This window comes from Lutibacter litoralis (assembly GCF_014646675.1).
Classification (GTDB): Bacteria; Bacteroidota; Bacteroidia; order Flavobacteriales; family Flavobacteriaceae; genus Lutibacter; species Lutibacter litoralis.
Map to the genome: position 1 here is coordinate 319,191 of NZ_BMNS01000003.1, position 16,891 is coordinate 336,081.

Consider the following 16,891-nt stretch of genomic DNA (forward strand, 5'->3'; position numbering starts at 1 on the left):
AAGTTCAGGTTGACGTAAATTTTTATTTTTTGGACAGCCACTATATAAATTTCACATTTAAAAATAATAGGCTGTTGTACTATACATTTCTTTTAAAACAAAATAACTTTCTAAAACACCAATGTTTTCAATTTTAGATAATTTTAATCTAACAAATTCATGATATTCATCTAAATCTCCCAAATTAATTTTTAAGAAAAAATCTACTTTACCAGCCATATGGTAACATTCTTGCACTTCTTTTAGCGCCTTAATTTGCCTTTCAAATTTTTCAATAAATCCTTCATTATGATACCTTAGGGAAACCATACAAACAGCAGTTATAGGTTTGTTTACGAGTCTTTTATCTAAAAGTGCGACATATTTTCTTATATATCCATTCTTCTCCAACCTTCTAATTCGCTCGTAAACAGGTGATGCTGAAAGGTTTAATAATTCGGAAACTTCTTTTGTTGTTTTTTTTGAATCCTTTTGTAAGATTCGTAAAATTTTAAGATCTATTGCATCTAATCGTTCCATAAAAAGATAAAATTGCGGTTTTTATAATATTTTTGTATTTATTTAAGATAAAAATCAATCCTAAATACTTTAAAAAAGATAAAAATACTTATTTTAATTGATATTTAAGTTTATTTAATTGTAAATGTGGATAAATGTGTAATTTTATACTTTTAAAAATATGCCTAATATGAGTCAAAATACAATATTAATTACCGGAGCAAGTGGTCAGTTAGGAACTGTTTTAACTGAGAAATTACAAGAAAAACATGGAGTAGTCAATGTAATAGCAACCGATTTAAGAGATAATCCTAATTTTGTGGGAACTTTTGAAAAGCTTGATGCTACTGATTTTGATGCTATAAAAGAAATAGTATTAAAGTATAAAGTAACTCAAATTTATCATTTAGCAGCTATATTATCTGCCAACGGAGAGAAGTATCCTTTAAGTACTTGGGATATTAATATGAAAACATTTTTTAATATATTAGAAGTTTCTAGACTTCACAATGTAGAAAAAGTATTTTTCCCTAGTTCTATTGCAGTATTTGGCGATAATATTGATAGAATTGATACTGCTCAATCTTCAAACTTAACACCTTCAACCGTATACGGAATTAGCAAGGTGGCTGGAGAAAATTGGAGTAAATATTATTTTGAAAAGTATGGTTTAGATGTGCGTTCTATTCGATATCCAGGCGTTATTGGTTATCAATCTTTGCCAGGTGGAGGAACTACAGATTATGCAGTTGAGATTTTTCATAAAGCTATAAAAAATGAAAATTATGAATGCTTTTTAAGTAATTCTACTACATTACCTATGATTTATATGGAAGATGTAATAAGAGCAACAATAGACTTAATGGATGCTCCAAAAAAAGCAATTACAATTCGTACTTCATATAATTTAGCAGGTTTTAGTTTTAACCCAGCGCAATTAACAAAAGCAATTCAAAAAGTATATCCTGATTTTCAAGTAACTTACAATCCAGATTTTAGACAAAAAATTGCTGATTCTTGGCCAATGAGTATAGATGATTCTGATGCAAGAAAAGACTGGAATTGGGAACCTAAATATACTATAGATTCAATGACTATTGATATGATTGAAAATTTAAAAATTAAATTTTCTGAAGAGCATCTAGCTGTATAAAATCCATTTCTTAAAATTGTATCTATTGTAGTAAATGAATAGGAAAGAGTTATTGAAATTAGAACAAAGCTATTTTTAATGTAAAAACATAAGAGGACTCATTAAAATTAAAAAACCCATAAACATGAAATTTATGGGTTTTTTTGGTAAGATTTATTGTTTCCAGAGCGAATAAAGAAGTCCTAAAATGATACTTTTAATCCTTTTCTTTCAGTTTCTTTTATTCAAAAATAGAATGTCCTTACATAATAAGAGACTTTTATTATATGAATTTAGTTTCAAGAAGGATGTCCTTTTTACGTCCATTATTTGGATTGAAAAGTATAAAAAAATAGAAATATGATAATTATCATTACTTAAAGCTTTAGTAATTAATAACTTAATAAATTGTTTAAAATTACTTGAATGATACATTTCTTTAGAAAAATAAGATATCAATTATTCACAAAAACCCTGCCTTCCGGACAGGCAGGTAAGTTTAGCAAATATCTTCTGTACGCATTAGGAGAAATTATTTTGGTTGTCATTGGGATTTTGATAGCTCTTAAGATTAACAACTTAAATAACCAGCAAATTTTAAATAAGGCAGAAGTAACATCTTATCAAAGTATTAAAAATCAGGTTATTGAAGATAAAGCCGAATTAACGCAAGTAAAAGAAATCAATAATTATTTAAAAAAAACTTACCAACGTGCCAATAAAATAATTGAAGAGCAAGATTTTAACAAGGCAGATTCATTGGCATTAATGGCTATGGGCTTGTCGTTGTATTCCGATTTTCATAGCAGTGGACACATCTATGAAACTTTAGTAAATAGTGGAGATATTAAATTGCTTAAAAACACTGAAATTTCGAGCAAACTACAGAAGCTGGAAATAACCTATATAAACGTTAATAATCTAGAAGATATCCATTGGGAAATTATCATAAATGAATTATCTCCATTACTTCGAGGTGTGATTAATTACAACACGAAAAAGCCAGTTCAAGCCAAAAAATTATTTGAAGTAGAAATTCAAAATTATTTTGTAGAGAATATTTATTTAACCATTAGAAAGGACTTGGCATATACCAAGGCTCTTCGGTAAATAGAAACGATTATTAATTTGATTGACAATGAACTTAATTTAAATAATAAGTAACATGAAACATTCTAGTTTTATTAAAAACGATGCCAAAAAGGTATTTAAAGAAAAAGGAACTTGCTCTCAAACATTTGCCTACCTCCTAAATAGAGAATTTGGATACAATAAAGCCAGTGAAGAACGTGCAACCGACCCTATGGCCGGTGGTTTGATGCTAAAAGGACATCAATGTGGTATGCTTTGGGGAGCATCATTAGCGGTAGGAGCGGAAGCTTATCGTAGAAGTCAAAACAGTGATGAAGCCATTCGTTTAGCAATAATAGCGACGCAAAAATTATTGGAATCTTTTTCTAAACGTACTAACACTATTAATTGTCGTGACATTACTCATAGTAATCTGGATAGTTTTTTTGGCTTGACCAAATATATGATAAAAACCATGCTTCAAGGAATGAATAACAGTACCTGTTTTAATTTAGCAGAAAATTGGTTGCCAGAAGCAATACAATCTGCTAAGGAAGGTTTATCACAAGAGGCAACCTTTAGTAAAACCCAAAAGGCTATAAGCTGTGCAACAGAAGTCGCTAAAAAAATGGGAGCAACTGATGAAGAGCAGATAATTGTTGCAGGATTTGCAGGAGGATTGGGTTTAAGTGGAAATGCCTGTGGTGCTTTAAGCACGGCTATTTGGCTGAATTCTTTAAAATGGGTAAAGGAAAACCCTGATAAATCTGCTTTCAAAAATAAGAATGCCAAAGCCGCCTTAAAAGTATTCAATACAGAAACAAATTCTGAAATGTTATGCCAAAATCTATGCCAACAACAGTTTAAATCTGTTGAGGAACATACCCAATTTATTAAAAATGGTGGTTGTAGTAAACTGATTGAAACCCTGGCTAAATCATAATTAATAATTTTCCAGTAGTACTTTTTCTGAATTAACGATTTATAATTTTGGGATGTATTTTATTTATTTAACTTTCAATTTTTCAACAACTAAAATATAATCAATTTTTGCTGCACCCCCAATTACCAAAAATGCTGGCTTTACATTTGGAATTATAGAAATTAAATCTCCATCCATTTTATTTATAAAATTCTCTAATTTTTCTTGCATATTGTCAGATTTGACATCTATGCGGTTTACACGATACTTCATAATAAATATTTTAATTGGTTGTTTTCTATAAAGTTAGGGTTTTATTAAATCAAATTACGTCTTGTCGATATTTAAAAATACTCTCTCTTGTTATAGATAAATGATATTTAATAAAGTTTATTTATTATAACTGTAAACTTTAAATTACGTAATATTCTGATATTCAGTGCTTAATAAGGGTTTTATTACTGTGTGGGTTGTCTTGAAACAATAAAACCTTGTAAATCACAAGATTATAGGGCTTTTTGCGGAAAAAGAGGAACCATCCAAAATTTTACTTGTTGAGATTAAATAAGGCTTTCAGGAGGTATGATATTTTAGTGACACCGAATTAGCCTTTTTAAGATTATTTTAACTATTGTCATAGGAGTTGTAAATATTAATAGAGCTTAAGAATGTCTAAAATTTTATAAATTTTTGATGAATTATAATTCTTTAATTTTAGAATATATTCTAAAAAAGGAAGATTGAAATTAATAAAACTTATGGATTCAAAATTCTTAGTGAGTAAAAATAACCTCGACAGGATTTAAACCTGTTTCAAATATCCTATTATTTATAGTAGTTTAGAAATGTCAAAGAGTAGGAGGTAGTCATTTAACTACCATAAATATTAAATGAGTATAATATAAATTACTTTCTGACTCGTCCTAAAATAACTATATAGATTTATAAATTAATTCTCATATAATTACACCGCTTAATTTTTTATTCTAAAAATCTAATACAATCTTTTTATCCTGGTTAGTCTATTAAATATTTATTGATTCATAAAAAAAGACTGTCTTTCCAGACAGTCTTTTTACATTAAACTCAACCAAACTATTTAATATTTGTTTTAATCAATTTTAGAATTTGCTTGTATTTCCGATAACGGAACTGGAAGATATGAGTGTTCAGGAGCACTAAATCCAATTCTACCAGCAGCCTGCATTGCCTGATCTAACATACCCCATCTTCTTAAGTCAAAAAATCGAGTAGATTCCAGTGTTAATTCCATTGTTCTTTCATGAATTATTTGTGCTTTCACATCCGACTGAGAACTTACGGTTAAATTAGGCATTAAACCATGAGTATTTCTTACTTGGTTTATTAAATCTATTGCCTTTAGTGTATTACCATTTTCATTTAACGCTTCGGCATACATTAATAACACATCAGCATAACGCATTAACACAACGTTTACTCCTACGTATCCATTATTCCAAACATAATTTGGCAGCCATTTTCTAAAATATACATGATTGTCATGTGTATCTCCATAAGTATCATTCATTAATACATCCCAAGTATACCCTTGCATTTGGTTGGTATTGGTATCGTTATAAAAAGAGTCTTTAAAATAAAGTGAACCGTACAATCTATTGTCATACAAACCATTGGTGGCAATCATCCCTTCTTTTTTCATTTCATTTACAGCAGCCATTGAAGCTTCAATTCCTCCCCATCCGCCAACAGACCAATCACCTACAAAGAAATGGAGTGCGGTAGCATTCCATGAAGTTGCATCTCCACTTTTAAATTGTAATTCAAAAATAGATTCGGAGTTATTTTCATTCTCACCATTAAAAAGACTTAAAAAATTAGGTTCTAAGGAGTAATTCCCAACGCCATCGTCAACAATCTGTTTAAACGTGTCGGCGGCATTTTCAAAATCACTACTTTCAGAAGATGAACTATCTCCTGCTTTGTATAAATAAGCTTTACCCAAATAAGCCAATGCAGCACCTTTACTAGCTCTACCTAAATTTTCAGCGTTATTTGTTGGAGGAAGCATTTCAGCAGCAGTTTTAAAATCATTAATTATTGCAGTCCAAGATTCTGGTCTACCTGCTAACTCTTTATCCAACGTTTCTTGCGAAATAATATCTGTTCTCAAAATAATTTGTTCAAAAAGTGTTAACAATTTAAAATGGTAATATGCTCTTAAAAAAGTAGCTTCACCAATAATTTGTTTTTTTTCTGCATCTGATATTTGTTCACTGGTCATAGCACCAACTTTTGAAATTACTTGATTTGCAAAATTTAAACCTTTATAATTAGTAGTCCATAAAACATCTACAAAAGTATGACCGTTTGTATACGTAAAATTAAAAATAGACATCCAATGTCCATAGTTTGTTGCATCTGGTCCGGGCATTGCATAATCAGATCTAAAGTATTCAACTACTGGCCTTCCTTCTTGCCAGCCGTCCCAAAAATTACTTCTTGATTCTAATTCTGCATAAGCAGCAGTTAGTCCAGATCTTGCATCTTCTGCATTTCTCCAAAAGCTTTCTGAGGTTAATTGATCTGGTGATGATTGCTCTAAAAATTCATCATCGTTACAAGATACTAATGCTAGCATAGTAAATGCTATCATACATATTTTATTTATATATTTCATTTTCTAAATTTTTAAAGTTAAAATTGAAGTTGTACGCCAAGAATGACTGATTTGTATTTTGGATAAAGACTTCTATCAATACCTCTTGATAAAATACTTCCTCCAACCTCTGGATCTAAACCACTGTAATTTGTAAACGTAAATAAGTTTTGTCCAGTTAAATAAACTCTACATTTTGACACCTGAAGACTTTCAAGCGTTTCTTTATTTATACTATATCCTAGTTGTATTGTTTTAATTCGGAAATAACCACCATCTTCTAAGAATCTAGTTGAAGCTCTGGTATTTTGATTCGGATCACCAAGAACAGCTCTTGGTATATCAGTATTGGTATTAGTAGGAGTCCAAGCATTTAATGTTTCGGTTTTAAAATTTCTACCACTATCCATTCCTAACATTTCAAAATCATTTCCATTGTAAATTTTATTTCCACCAACACCTTGAAAAAATAAATTGAAATCAAATCCTTTATAATCTGAATTTAAACTTAAACTATACTCATATTTTGGTATTGCTGTTCCTTGGTAGGTAGCGTCATCATTATTAATAATACCATCATTATTTTGATCCACAAATCGGATATCTCCCGGTGCAGCTTCTGGTTGAATTAATTCACCATTTAAACTATGCGCATCAATTTCAGTCTGATTTTGAAAAATTCCATCTGCAGTTGGTAAAAAGAATGCTCCTGGCTCATGTCCTACTTTCGTTTGATTCACAAAATGGTCCGAACCATATTTTAAGCCAACGCCATACAATACCTGATCTTCACTACTTAATTTAGTAACTTCACTATTTATGGTTGTAAAAGTTGCAAAAGCATTATAATGAAACTCGTTATCATTATTTTTATAACCAAGTTCAAATTCAAATCCTTTATTTTCAAATGCACCTACATTTACAACCGGACTGTTAATCCCCGCTGAAGGCGAAACCACTTTGGTTATTAATAAATCTTCTGTACTACTTTTATAATAATTCATTGCACCCGACAACTTTCTGTCTAATAACGCGAAATCCAATCCGTAGTTAGAAGAAATGTTTGTTTCCCATTGTAAATCATCATTTTGTAAATCTCTTGCAATACTTCCTAATGAAGACGTTTGAGGATTTCCAAATACATAACCTCCATCATTCTGACTTTTTCCCTGACTAATTAGAGCAACATAATCATAATATCCTAAAGCACTATCATTTCCTGCCTGCCCCCAACTTGTTCTTAATTTTAAGAAATCAAAGATAGTTTGGTTTTCCATAAATTTTTCATCGGTAATTTTCCATCCCAATGCAAATGAAGGAAATACTCCATATCTGTTATTTTTACCAAATTTTGAGCTACCATCTCTACGAACACTCGCTTGAAATAAATATTTTTCATCATAAGAATAGTTTATTCTTCCAAAGTAAGAAACCAAACTATATTCGGCATTTGTACCACTGGCAGCATACGTTCCATCAGCAAAAGCATTTAGAGTATTAAAACTATCATCTAAAATAATAGCAGGAACTTTATTTCCATCTTCATCTAATTTATACCCTTCACCTTGTGCGTAAGTTTCTTTAAAAGGCTCAGATACTCGTTGATATCCCACCAAAACATCAAATGAGTTTTTATTTAATTCAAATTTATAATTTGCAGTATATTCTTGATTTAATCTTCTGAACTCATTATTGTATTCCGACACAAAAGCGTATTCATCAGACTCTTCTGTAACATCTCTAACTTGGAAGGGTGTGTGAAAACTATAGTTATAATTAGCCAAATTTGACATGGAAAAATTAGCTTTTACATTTAATCCTTCAATAATTTCATATCCAAATGTTATATTTCCTAAAAAATATTTCAAATTGGTATTTCCTTGAAGAAAAGCAGCGTCTCCAACCGGATTACGGTGATCAGGCAAATCGCCATCTCTAAAGCCAAAACCATATTCTTTCGTGTTATCATATACTGGAATTAATGGAGAAATATTATATGTTTCTCGCAATGAAAACTTATAAGTCTCTTTATTTGTCTCAGTATAATTTAAATTGGTATTAATTTTTAATTTACCTTTTTTAATACCCAAATTAGCACTAATCCCTTTTTTTGTATAATCCGACCCAATTAACAATCCAATTTCGTCGGCAAAATTTCCTGAAACACTATAATTAATGTTATCTGTTGCACCACTCACTCTTACATTTAGCAATGATAACTGCCCACTTCTATGCGTTTCATCAATCCAATCTGTATTTACAGCAGGTGGATTTTGCACATAAAGAGGTAAAGTACCTCCTGCATTTTCAAACATTTGACCATGAACTTTTACGTAACCTTGTGCATCCAACAAATCCATTTCATTTCTAGATGTATTGCTGCTATAAGATGATTCAATATCAATTCTTGGTTTTCCTAGTTTTCCTGTTTTGGTAGTAACAATTACAACTCCATTAGCAGCCCTTGTACCATAAATTGCACCAGAAGCAGCATCTTTTAAAACTTCTATAGAGGCAATGTTGTTTGAATCCATAAAAGAAGGATCTGCTTGTACACCATCAATAATATACAAAGGTTGATTGTTTCCAAAACTCCCAATTCCTCTAATCATAATATCTGATGCAGAACCTGGACTACCTGAAGATGAAGTTACAGTAACTCCAGAAACTCTACCTTGTAAAGCACTCATTGGGTCAGATGTTACAACTTGTGTTAATTCACTCGCTTTTACTTGTCCAATTGCACCAGTTACATCACTCTTTTTCTGAGTTCCATAGCCAATAACAACAACTTCGTCTAAACTTTCTGCACTTTCTTGTAAAGTAACATTTATAGTTTTTTGATTTCCTACTGTAATCTCTTTGGTTAAAAAGCCTAAATAGCTATAAACCAATACTGTTTGTTCGTTTGGGACTTCAATAGAATAGTTTCCATCAAAGTCAGATTGTACACCAATGGATTGATTACTTTTAATAGTAACTGTTGCTCCAGGAAATGGAATTCCTTTAGTATCTGTAATCGTACCGTTTACTTTAATGCTTTGAGAAAAAGAATTGGAAGTAAACCCAAACGTTACAAACACAAAAAGCAATAAAAACAGACCACTAAAAGATTTGTTTTGATTTTTTGATTGTTGTTTTTTCATTTTAAAATAGATTTGTTAGTTAACAAATGCCTTAAATTTTGACATTAAGTTTATACTGTCAAATATTGTATTATTATTTAATAAACCCATATAAATGGACTTTACTTGACCTTTACATAGTGTCTGCTTTTTTATTTTTTAAGGAATGTTTGATATCAAAAAAAGAAATGATTTTATAAAGAGAAAAGAAATTTCATTTTTAATTTTAAGGCGCAAAGAATTACTTAGCCCTTTATTAATTGTATGGTAAAGTGTATATAAATAACTTAAATATTTTCTAGGAAACTAACTAAATTTTCTTTTTTATCTAAATTCAGTTTTTTTCTTAAGCGATGTCTGCTAATTTCTACTGAATTTAAAGAAATGTTATTAATATTCGATATTTCTTTAGAGCTTAGTTTAAGCTTAACCTGAACTGCCAGCTGAACATCCTTATCAGTTAGGTGAGGATATTTTTCTTTAATGCGAAATAAAAAATCACTTTGTAAAGTTTCTACACTTGTATGGAATTTTTGAATATCTTCATTAATATTAAGCTTAAAAGCATACTCTTGTATAAGTTTAGTAATATCTTTTTTTGTTTGATTTATACTTGTAAAAGTTAAGCTTTTAAAGGATTTTGTTAGATCTCCATATATAGATGTTCTTTGAGATATAAACAATGCTAAATTTGTGAGCTCTTTCATACGGAATTCTAACTTGTGCTCAAGGTTTTCTTGAAGAAGTGCTTGTGTTTTTAATTTTTCTTTTGATAGTCTATCGTTTTGTTGGTAAATAGCTTTTTTCTTTTTTATATTGTTTCTAAGTGAAGTAATAACAAGAATACCTATAACTACTAATAATATAGCACCAACTAATAACGATTTCTTTTTTTGTGCTTCTAGGTTTCTTTGCTGTTCTAATAATTTAATCTCTGATTTTCTTCGTTCCGCCTCATATAAAATTCTCATTTCAGCTAATTTTTCACTTTTATTATTCGAAAAAATTTCTGATTTTCCTAAATTATACATTTTATATTTAGAAAGTGCTTCTTTATAATTTCCGATTGCTAAAAAGTAATCAGACATAATTCTATCATTCTCAACTATCAACTCCTTATTGTCTGTTAACCCTTCCGTTATCAATCTAGATTCTTTTAAAAGTAAATAGCATTTATCATAATTTTTAAGCATTAAATTTACCATTGAAAGCTCATTTAAAATATTAGCCTTATTATGATTGTTTTTGATTTGATTTGTAATTTTTAAAGAAGATTCTAGAAATGTCTTGGCAGAATCGAGTTCATTAATTTTGCGATAGCAGACCCCTATATTTGTTAAGGTTACAGCCGTCCTATTTTTATTTTTAAATTCTTTTTTTAATTCTAAAGATTTTTTCAAAAAAGACAACGCCAATTTGTAGTTTCCTTTTTGCTCATGAATCACCCCTATACTATTATAACTATATGCAATTCGCTGTTTGTCACCTATTTTTTCGTGTAATTTTAATGTTTCTGTATGGTATTCCAGCGCTTTATCAAAATACCCAATATCAAAATATAACCATCCGAGTGTACGTAATGTAAAGGCTAAATCATAATCATTCTCAATATTTTTTCTAATTTCTAACGATTTTAACCCAAACTCCAAGGCCTTATTGTAAGAATCGTTGAACAAATAACCTTGACAAAGATTTATAAGTGCCAATCCTTCTTGACTTTTATCCTTTAATTTTTGTGATAGTTTTAAAGCTTCGTTTGCATATTCAATAGTTTTATTAGGATTTATTGACCAATAAATTTCTGCAACTCGATTTAGTAAGGGTATTTTATCTTCACCTGTTGAGTAAGGCAAAATTGCTAGTAAACTATCCAATTCTTTTTGAGAATCACTCGGATTCTCATCCCAAATATTTATTTGAGAATAAATAGTAGAACTTACAAATACAAGAATAAAAAAAATTAGTTTATTAAATTTTCTCATTGATCATTAATTTAGTAATTATAAAGAATTACGTTTTTATTATAAAGATTTCCACTAACTATATTTAGTTACAAATGTAGATATTATTAATTGAAGAACTTTTCTAAAAATAACCAAATGAAAGGTTAAGTAAAGGTCTTTTTTGTATTAGTAAAGAAATTTGTTCGAAATTTGTTGCGATTAAATTTCATATAGAAATTAAAACTTGTAATTAACACATACCCTAGTTGAAAATGCATTTAAAAAAAGTAATTAGACATATAGTTGTCTTAATTTTAATAATAAATTTTAGTTGTAACAATTCTAAAGAATTAATTAAAAAGGATAAGGGATTTACTTTTCTTAACCACAGTGAAAATATTTTAGATTACACCGTTTCACCAAATAATGCTTTTGACAAAACTGGCCTAATGTTTTCCGATCAGGGAGCCTGGTTTGCATATAGTTTTCCTGATACAACATCAAATTATGGCGGTTTTTCTGGACCTTTTTTAATGACTGAACAAAATGGAATTTGGAGTAGTGCAAATCTATCTCAATTGGTTTTAAAAAATGTTGTTTGGAAATCTGTTAAAACTACAAGTTACGCAAGTCATTTAGAGCAAGTTTTTAAAAGTGATTATTTAGAATTAACCCAACAACTTGTTTTTAGCTCAGGGCATACAGCAATCATCAAATCAACCATCACAAATATTGGTAAAGAAACTATTGATATTTCCATGCATTGGAAAAATCAACCAATTTTAGCTGAGAGTCTTAAGTTTATTTCAACAAAAAATGAAGTTCTTATAAAATCTTCAAAATCAAATGCGATTGGACATTTTATATTTCCAACAGGAACTTCCATAAAAAATACTGATACTACTTACAGTACAGCGGCTGAAAATATTTCATTAAAGCCAAATCAGTCCAAGGAAATTAACATTTCACAAACTTTTATTTTTCCTGAATATTCTTGGGAAGATGAAAAAGAAGCACTTGGTACTATTTCATTTGATTCTGTTTTAAATACACGAAAAAATGAAAAAGAGAGCCAAATTTCAGCTTTGACAAATAATTTAAAACCTAAATTTAAAGACTCAATTTACGAGAATGTTTTAGCAAAAACACACTTAACCTTGCAAAACAACTGGCGTGTTGCAGCCGGTAAATTAAAACACGAAGGTTTATTTCCGAGTTATCATTATGAATGGTTTCATGGATTTTGGTCTTGGGATTCTTGGAAACATGCAGTAGGATTATCTTATTACAATACTGATTTAGCTAAAAATCAAATGAAAGCTATGTTTGATTTTCAAAGTGAAGATGGCTTTGTTGTTGATTGCGTTTACAGAGATACTACTATTGAAAATCATAATTACAGAGATACCAAACCTCCACTATCTGTTTGGGCTGTTGTCAAAATTTTTAAAAAAGATAGTGATATCGAGTTTGTAAAAGAAATGTATCCGAAATTGAAAAGATATCATAATTGGTGGTATAATAAACGTGATCACGATAAAGATGGTTTGTGTGAATATGGCTCAACTGACGGTACTTTGATAGCTGCAAAATGGGAAAGTGGTATGGACAATGCCATTCGATTTGATGATTCAAAAATTTTAAAAAATGAAGTAGGAGCCTATTCCTTAGACCAAGAAAGTGTTGATTTAAATGCCTATTTATATGCTGAAAAATTATACTTAGCGCAATTAGCTGAAGCCATTCAAGAAAACCATGATATGAAAATGTTTAAAGAGGATGCTGAAATTTTAAAAATTAGAATTCAAAACCAATTTTATGATCCTGAAGACGGTTGGTTTTACGATACCAATTTGGAAGGAAATAATTTTATTAAAGGCGAAGGAAGTGAAGGTTGGACCGCACTTTGGGCAAATGCAGCTACTCAAGAACAAGCAGAGGCTGTAAAAAATAGAATGATGAATGCTAAAAAATTCTTTATAAAGGTTCCTTTTCAAACTATGAGTGCCGATCACCCAAAATTCGACCCAATGAATGGTTATTGGAGAGGTCCAAATTGGCTAGATCAAGCTTATTTTGGTGTAAAAGGATTGCGTAATTATGGTTTTAATAGTGAAGCCGACAATGCAACAGTTAAAATATTAGAAGGTGCTGAAGGTATTTTAGGCAAAGGAAAATCGATTCGAGAAAATTACCACCCAATTACTGGTGAAGGCTTAAATGCACAAAATTTTAGTTGGAGTGCTGCGCATATTATTATGCTTTTATCAGATTCATAAAAATGAACTATAACAATTTAAAAAATTTAACAAAGTGAGCTAAAAAAACATTTTAAACTTTATACAGTATAAAAGAAAATGGATCAGAGCCTCCTAAATTAAACACTAATGAAAATAAAATTACTAGTATTAATTACTTTTTTTGTGGCTATTTCTTGCAAGCAAACACAATTAAGTAATATTCCAGAACAAAAAAACCATTACAATCATCAAATATTTGAAGAAAATAAATTACCGCCAAGAGCTACTTTTTTTGGAACAGAATCGGCTGAAATTATTGAAAAAGAAAAATCAAACCGTTTTATAAGTTTAAATGGCGACTGGAAATTTCATTTTGTAAAAGACCCAAAACAGCGAATTACTACATTTCAAAACATACATTTTAATGATAGTGATTGGGCAACAATTGGAGTTCCAGCAAACTGGGAAATAGAAGGTTATGATTATCCGATTTATTTAGATGAACGTTATCCGTTTACAACAAAATGGCCCAATGCTCCTACTGATTACAATCCGGTTGGAACTTACAGAAAAGAGATAACACTCAGCAATGAATTTTTATCTGAAGATACAATCCTCCATTTTGCTGGTTCAAAATCTGCTATGTATGTGTACATAAATGGAAACTACGTTGGCTATTCACAAGGTAGTAAAACTCCTGCTGAATTTAATATTTCAAAATATTTAAAAGAAGGTAAAAACCTTATCGCATTACAATTATTTAGATGGAGTGACGCCAGTTATCTGGAAAGTCAGGATATGCTACGAATGAGTGGTATTGAACGAGAAGTGTATTTGTATTCACAACCAAAAGTAATTGTTTCAGACTATTGCACATTTTCAAATTTAGATAAATCTTATATAAATGGAATTTTTAAAGGCATTGTTTCTATTACTAACAATTCTCCAGAAAAAACTTCAAAAAATATTGTTATAGAATTATTGGATGGTGAAAATTCAATTTTAAAAGAAACTAAAACCTTAGAGATTGAGGCCAATACTTCAGCAGATTTTACAACTGAAAATGTAATTGGAAATGTAAAACAATGGTCGGCCGAAATTCCAAATTTATACACCTTAAAAATTTATTTGAAAGATAAAAAAAACTCTAAAAATAACATATATATTACTCGTTATGTTGGGTTTAAAAGTGTTGAAATTAAAAATAGTCAGGTGTTAATAAATGGAAAAGCGATTTACATTAAGGGAGTTGACAGACACGAAACAGACCCTTTTACAGGGCACGTAGTTTCCCGTGAATCTATGGAAAAAGACATCAAATTAATGAAGCAAAATAATATAAACGCTGTACGTAGTTCTCATTATCCAAACGATCCTTATTGGTTAGATTTATGCGACAAATATGGTTTGTATGTGGTTGATGAAGCTAATATTGAGAGTCATCCGTTGGCAATAGATAAAAATACTCAAATTGGAAATGAAATGAGCTGGTTACCAGCACATTTAATGCGCACAAAACGGATGTTTTATCGAGATAGAAATCATCCTTCAATTTATTCCTGGTCTTTAGGAAATGAAGCTGGAGAAGGTGATGTTTTCAGGTCAACGTACAAATGGTTAAAAGAAAATGATTCAACCAGAATAGTCCAATATGAACCAGCAGGGAAAGATGATTATACAGATTTATATTGCCCCATGTATCCACGCCCTGAAGATTTAATTACTCATGGGAAATCAAATTCAGACAAACCTTCAATAATGATTGAATACGCTCATGCGATGGGAAATTCCGTTGGAAATTTGCAAGATTATTGGGATATTATTGAAAAATATCCAAATCTCCAGGGAGGCTTTATTTGGGATTGGGTTGATCAAAGTTTGGAATATAAAGATGAAAATGGAAAGCCTTATTTGGCTTACGGACACGATTTTCATCCAGACTTACCAACTGATGGTAACTTTTTAAACAATGGTTTAGTTGATCCATATAGAAATCCACATCCTCATTTAACAGAAGTGAAGAAAGTATATGAACCTTCTCAATTCAATTATTTAGGAAATGGAATTGTTGAAATTGAAAACAAAAACTTTTTTGTTGATTTTTCAGATAAAGAGCTTAAAGTTAAGTTGTTAAAAAACGGAGAGGTGTTTTTTGAAAAATCGAATATTGAAATTAATACAAAACCACAAACTTCACAGAAGATAAAAATTGAAGAAATTCCAACAGTATTTACACCAGAAAATGAATTGATACTGGAGGTTAGTTTAATTCAAAAAGAAGCTGCTAATTTATTACCTAAAGGTCACGAAGTTGCCTGGGATCAATTTATTCTAAATAAAGGAATTAGAAAATCAGTTTTAAATTCAAAAGGAAATACAATAGAAATTATTGCTTCAGAAAACGTGATTGAGTTAAAAAATGATAAAACTAATTTAAAAATAAATGCTAATTCCGGTGAAATTATTTCTTGGATTTTTGATGGAAAAGAAATTACCAATCAGCCTATTCGTCCAAATTTTTGGAGACCTCCAACCGATAACGATTTAGGAAATGGAATGGATAAGTGGGCAAAAGTTTGGCAAAATGCATCTTACAATTACACCTCAAAACTAATGAAAGCACCAAAAAAGGATGAAAATGGGGTTTCTTTTAATGTTCAGTACCATCTTCCAAATAACGAAGCGACTGTTTTTGTAAAGTATTTGATTGAAAATAATGGAAAGTTAAACTTAGATTATTCTTTCAGTCCAAATAAAAAAGAGTTGTCAAATCTTCCAAAAGTAGGAATGTATTTCACAATTCCAACTAATTTTACCGATGTTTCTTGGTATGGAAATGGTCCCGATGAAAGTTATTGGGACAGAAAAACGGGCGTTAAAACCGGAGTGTATTCAGGAAAAATTGAAGCGCAATTCCATCGTTATCTGCGACCACAAGAAACCGGTAATAAAACGGATGTTAGATGGATGAAATTAGCTTCTGAAAATATGACTTTAAAAGTATCTTCAGAACAATTATTAAATACCAGCGTTTGGCCTTTTATTATGCAAGAGCTTGATTTTAATAGTGGTGATGCCTCAAAATCGGCATCAGGGTTAGTTCCTTTAACTAAAAAACACGGTGCAGACATTAAAATTGGCGAAACCATTCAGTGGAATATTGATTATTTACAGATGGGTGTTGGAGGAGATACGTCCTGGGGAAGATTACCACACCCGGAATATATGATTTCAGCGAATAAAAATTACAACTATTCATTTACAATTCAACCAACTGTAAAATAATTTTCAGTACTCTATAATGCTTCTGCATAAATATTTA

General features: G+C 30.2%; 10 protein-coding genes. 5 read left to right on the plus strand and 5 right to left on the minus strand.

What is annotated here, in order from left to right; genetic code table 11:
- Positions 1 to 57 precede the first annotated feature (57 nt).
- Complete coding sequence (locus IEW75_RS06340) at positions 58 to 519, minus strand: Lrp/AsnC family transcriptional regulator (protein WP_134247886.1); 462 nt, start codon at positions 517 to 519, stop codon at positions 58 to 60.
- Between the two features lie 169 nt (positions 520 to 688).
- Here IEW75_RS06340 and IEW75_RS06345 point away from each other — a divergent pair, with 169 nt between their 5' ends.
- From IEW75_RS06345 to IEW75_RS06355, 3 genes are all read left to right on the plus strand, one after another.
- Entirely contained in the window at positions 689 to 1,651 is a 963-nt protein-coding gene (locus IEW75_RS06345; RefSeq protein ID WP_134247887.1) for an NAD-dependent epimerase/dehydratase family protein, read from the plus strand.
- 405 nt (positions 1,652 to 2,056) lie between these two features.
- Positions 2,057 to 2,740: a DUF6090 family protein gene (locus IEW75_RS06350; protein ID WP_134247888.1), complete on the plus strand. Its 684-nt coding sequence runs from the start codon at positions 2,057 to 2,059 to the stop codon at positions 2,738 to 2,740.
- A gap of 55 nt (positions 2,741 to 2,795) precedes the next feature.
- The gene (locus tag IEW75_RS06355) at positions 2,796 to 3,644 is read left to right on the plus strand and encodes a C-GCAxxG-C-C family (seleno)protein (protein WP_134247889.1); all 849 of its coding nucleotides are present in this window, start codon (positions 2,796 to 2,798) and stop codon (positions 3,642 to 3,644) included.
- Between the two features lie 63 nt (positions 3,645 to 3,707).
- Here the strand turns inward: IEW75_RS06355 and IEW75_RS06360 are convergent, their stop codons facing one another.
- The 4 genes from IEW75_RS06360 to IEW75_RS06375 all read right to left on the minus strand — a co-directional run bounded on the left by IEW75_RS06360 (position 3,708) and on the right by IEW75_RS06375 (position 11,368).
- Positions 3,708 to 3,896 carry a hypothetical protein gene (locus IEW75_RS06360; protein ID WP_134247890.1) on the minus strand — a complete coding sequence of 63 codons (189 nt, stop codon included), beginning with the start codon at positions 3,894 to 3,896 and terminating at the stop codon, positions 3,708 to 3,710.
- Between the two features lie 838 nt (positions 3,897 to 4,734).
- Positions 4,735 to 6,282: a RagB/SusD family nutrient uptake outer membrane protein gene (locus tag IEW75_RS06365; RefSeq protein ID WP_229714408.1), complete on the minus strand. Its 1,548-nt coding sequence runs from the start codon at positions 6,280 to 6,282 to the stop codon at positions 4,735 to 4,737.
- Positions 6,283 to 6,299: 17 nt separating this feature from the next.
- Positions 6,300 to 9,407: a SusC/RagA family TonB-linked outer membrane protein gene (locus IEW75_RS06370; protein ID WP_134247891.1), complete on the minus strand. Its 3,108-nt coding sequence runs from the start codon at positions 9,405 to 9,407 to the stop codon at positions 6,300 to 6,302.
- 266 nt (positions 9,408 to 9,673) lie between these two features.
- Positions 9,674 to 11,368, minus strand: coding sequence for a tetratricopeptide repeat protein (locus IEW75_RS06375; protein ID WP_134247892.1), 1,695 nt, complete (start codon positions 11,366 to 11,368; stop codon positions 9,674 to 9,676).
- A gap of 233 nt (positions 11,369 to 11,601) precedes the next feature.
- On the opposite strand from IEW75_RS06375, the gene IEW75_RS06380 reads away from it, so the two are divergent.
- Positions 11,602 to 13,608 (plus strand): MGH1-like glycoside hydrolase domain-containing protein, encoded by a 2,007-nt coding sequence (locus IEW75_RS06380; protein WP_134247893.1) that lies wholly within the window; start codon positions 11,602 to 11,604, stop codon positions 13,606 to 13,608.
- A gap of 108 nt (positions 13,609 to 13,716) precedes the next feature.
- A complete protein-coding gene (gene lacZ, locus IEW75_RS06385) occupies positions 13,717 to 16,854 on the plus strand; it encodes a beta-galactosidase, LacZ type (RefSeq protein WP_134247894.1) in 3,138 nt (1,045 codons plus the stop codon).
- Positions 16,855 to 16,891: the final 37 nt, after the last annotated feature.

Excerpts from the sequence above, each read along its gene's own strand:
- IEW75_RS06375 (WP_134247892.1), bottom strand. The coding sequence starts at position 11,368 with ATGAGAAAATTTAATAAACTAATTTTTTTTATTCTTGTATTTGTAAGT.
- IEW75_RS06370 (WP_134247891.1), bottom strand. The coding sequence starts at position 9,407 with ATGAAAAAACAACAATCAAAAAATCAAAACAAATCTTTTAGTGGTCTG.
- IEW75_RS06360 (WP_134247890.1), bottom strand. The coding sequence starts at position 3,896 with ATGAAGTATCGTGTAAACCGCATAGATGTCAAATCTGACAATATGCAA.
- IEW75_RS06340 (WP_134247886.1), bottom strand. The coding sequence starts at position 519 with ATGGAACGATTAGATGCAATAGATCTTAAAATTTTACGAATCTTACAA.
- IEW75_RS06380 (WP_134247893.1), top strand. The coding sequence starts at position 11,602 with ATGCATTTAAAAAAAGTAATTAGACATATAGTTGTCTTAATTTTAATA.
- IEW75_RS06365 (WP_229714408.1), bottom strand. The coding sequence starts at position 6,282 with ATGAAATATATAAATAAAATATGTATGATAGCATTTACTATGCTAGCA.
- lacZ (WP_134247894.1), top strand. The coding sequence starts at position 13,717 with ATGAAAATAAAATTACTAGTATTAATTACTTTTTTTGTGGCTATTTCT.
- IEW75_RS06355 (WP_134247889.1), top strand. The coding sequence starts at position 2,796 with ATGAAACATTCTAGTTTTATTAAAAACGATGCCAAAAAGGTATTTAAA.
- IEW75_RS06350 (WP_134247888.1), top strand. The coding sequence starts at position 2,057 with ATGATACATTTCTTTAGAAAAATAAGATATCAATTATTCACAAAAACC.
- IEW75_RS06345 (WP_134247887.1), top strand. The coding sequence starts at position 689 with ATGAGTCAAAATACAATATTAATTACCGGAGCAAGTGGTCAGTTAGGA.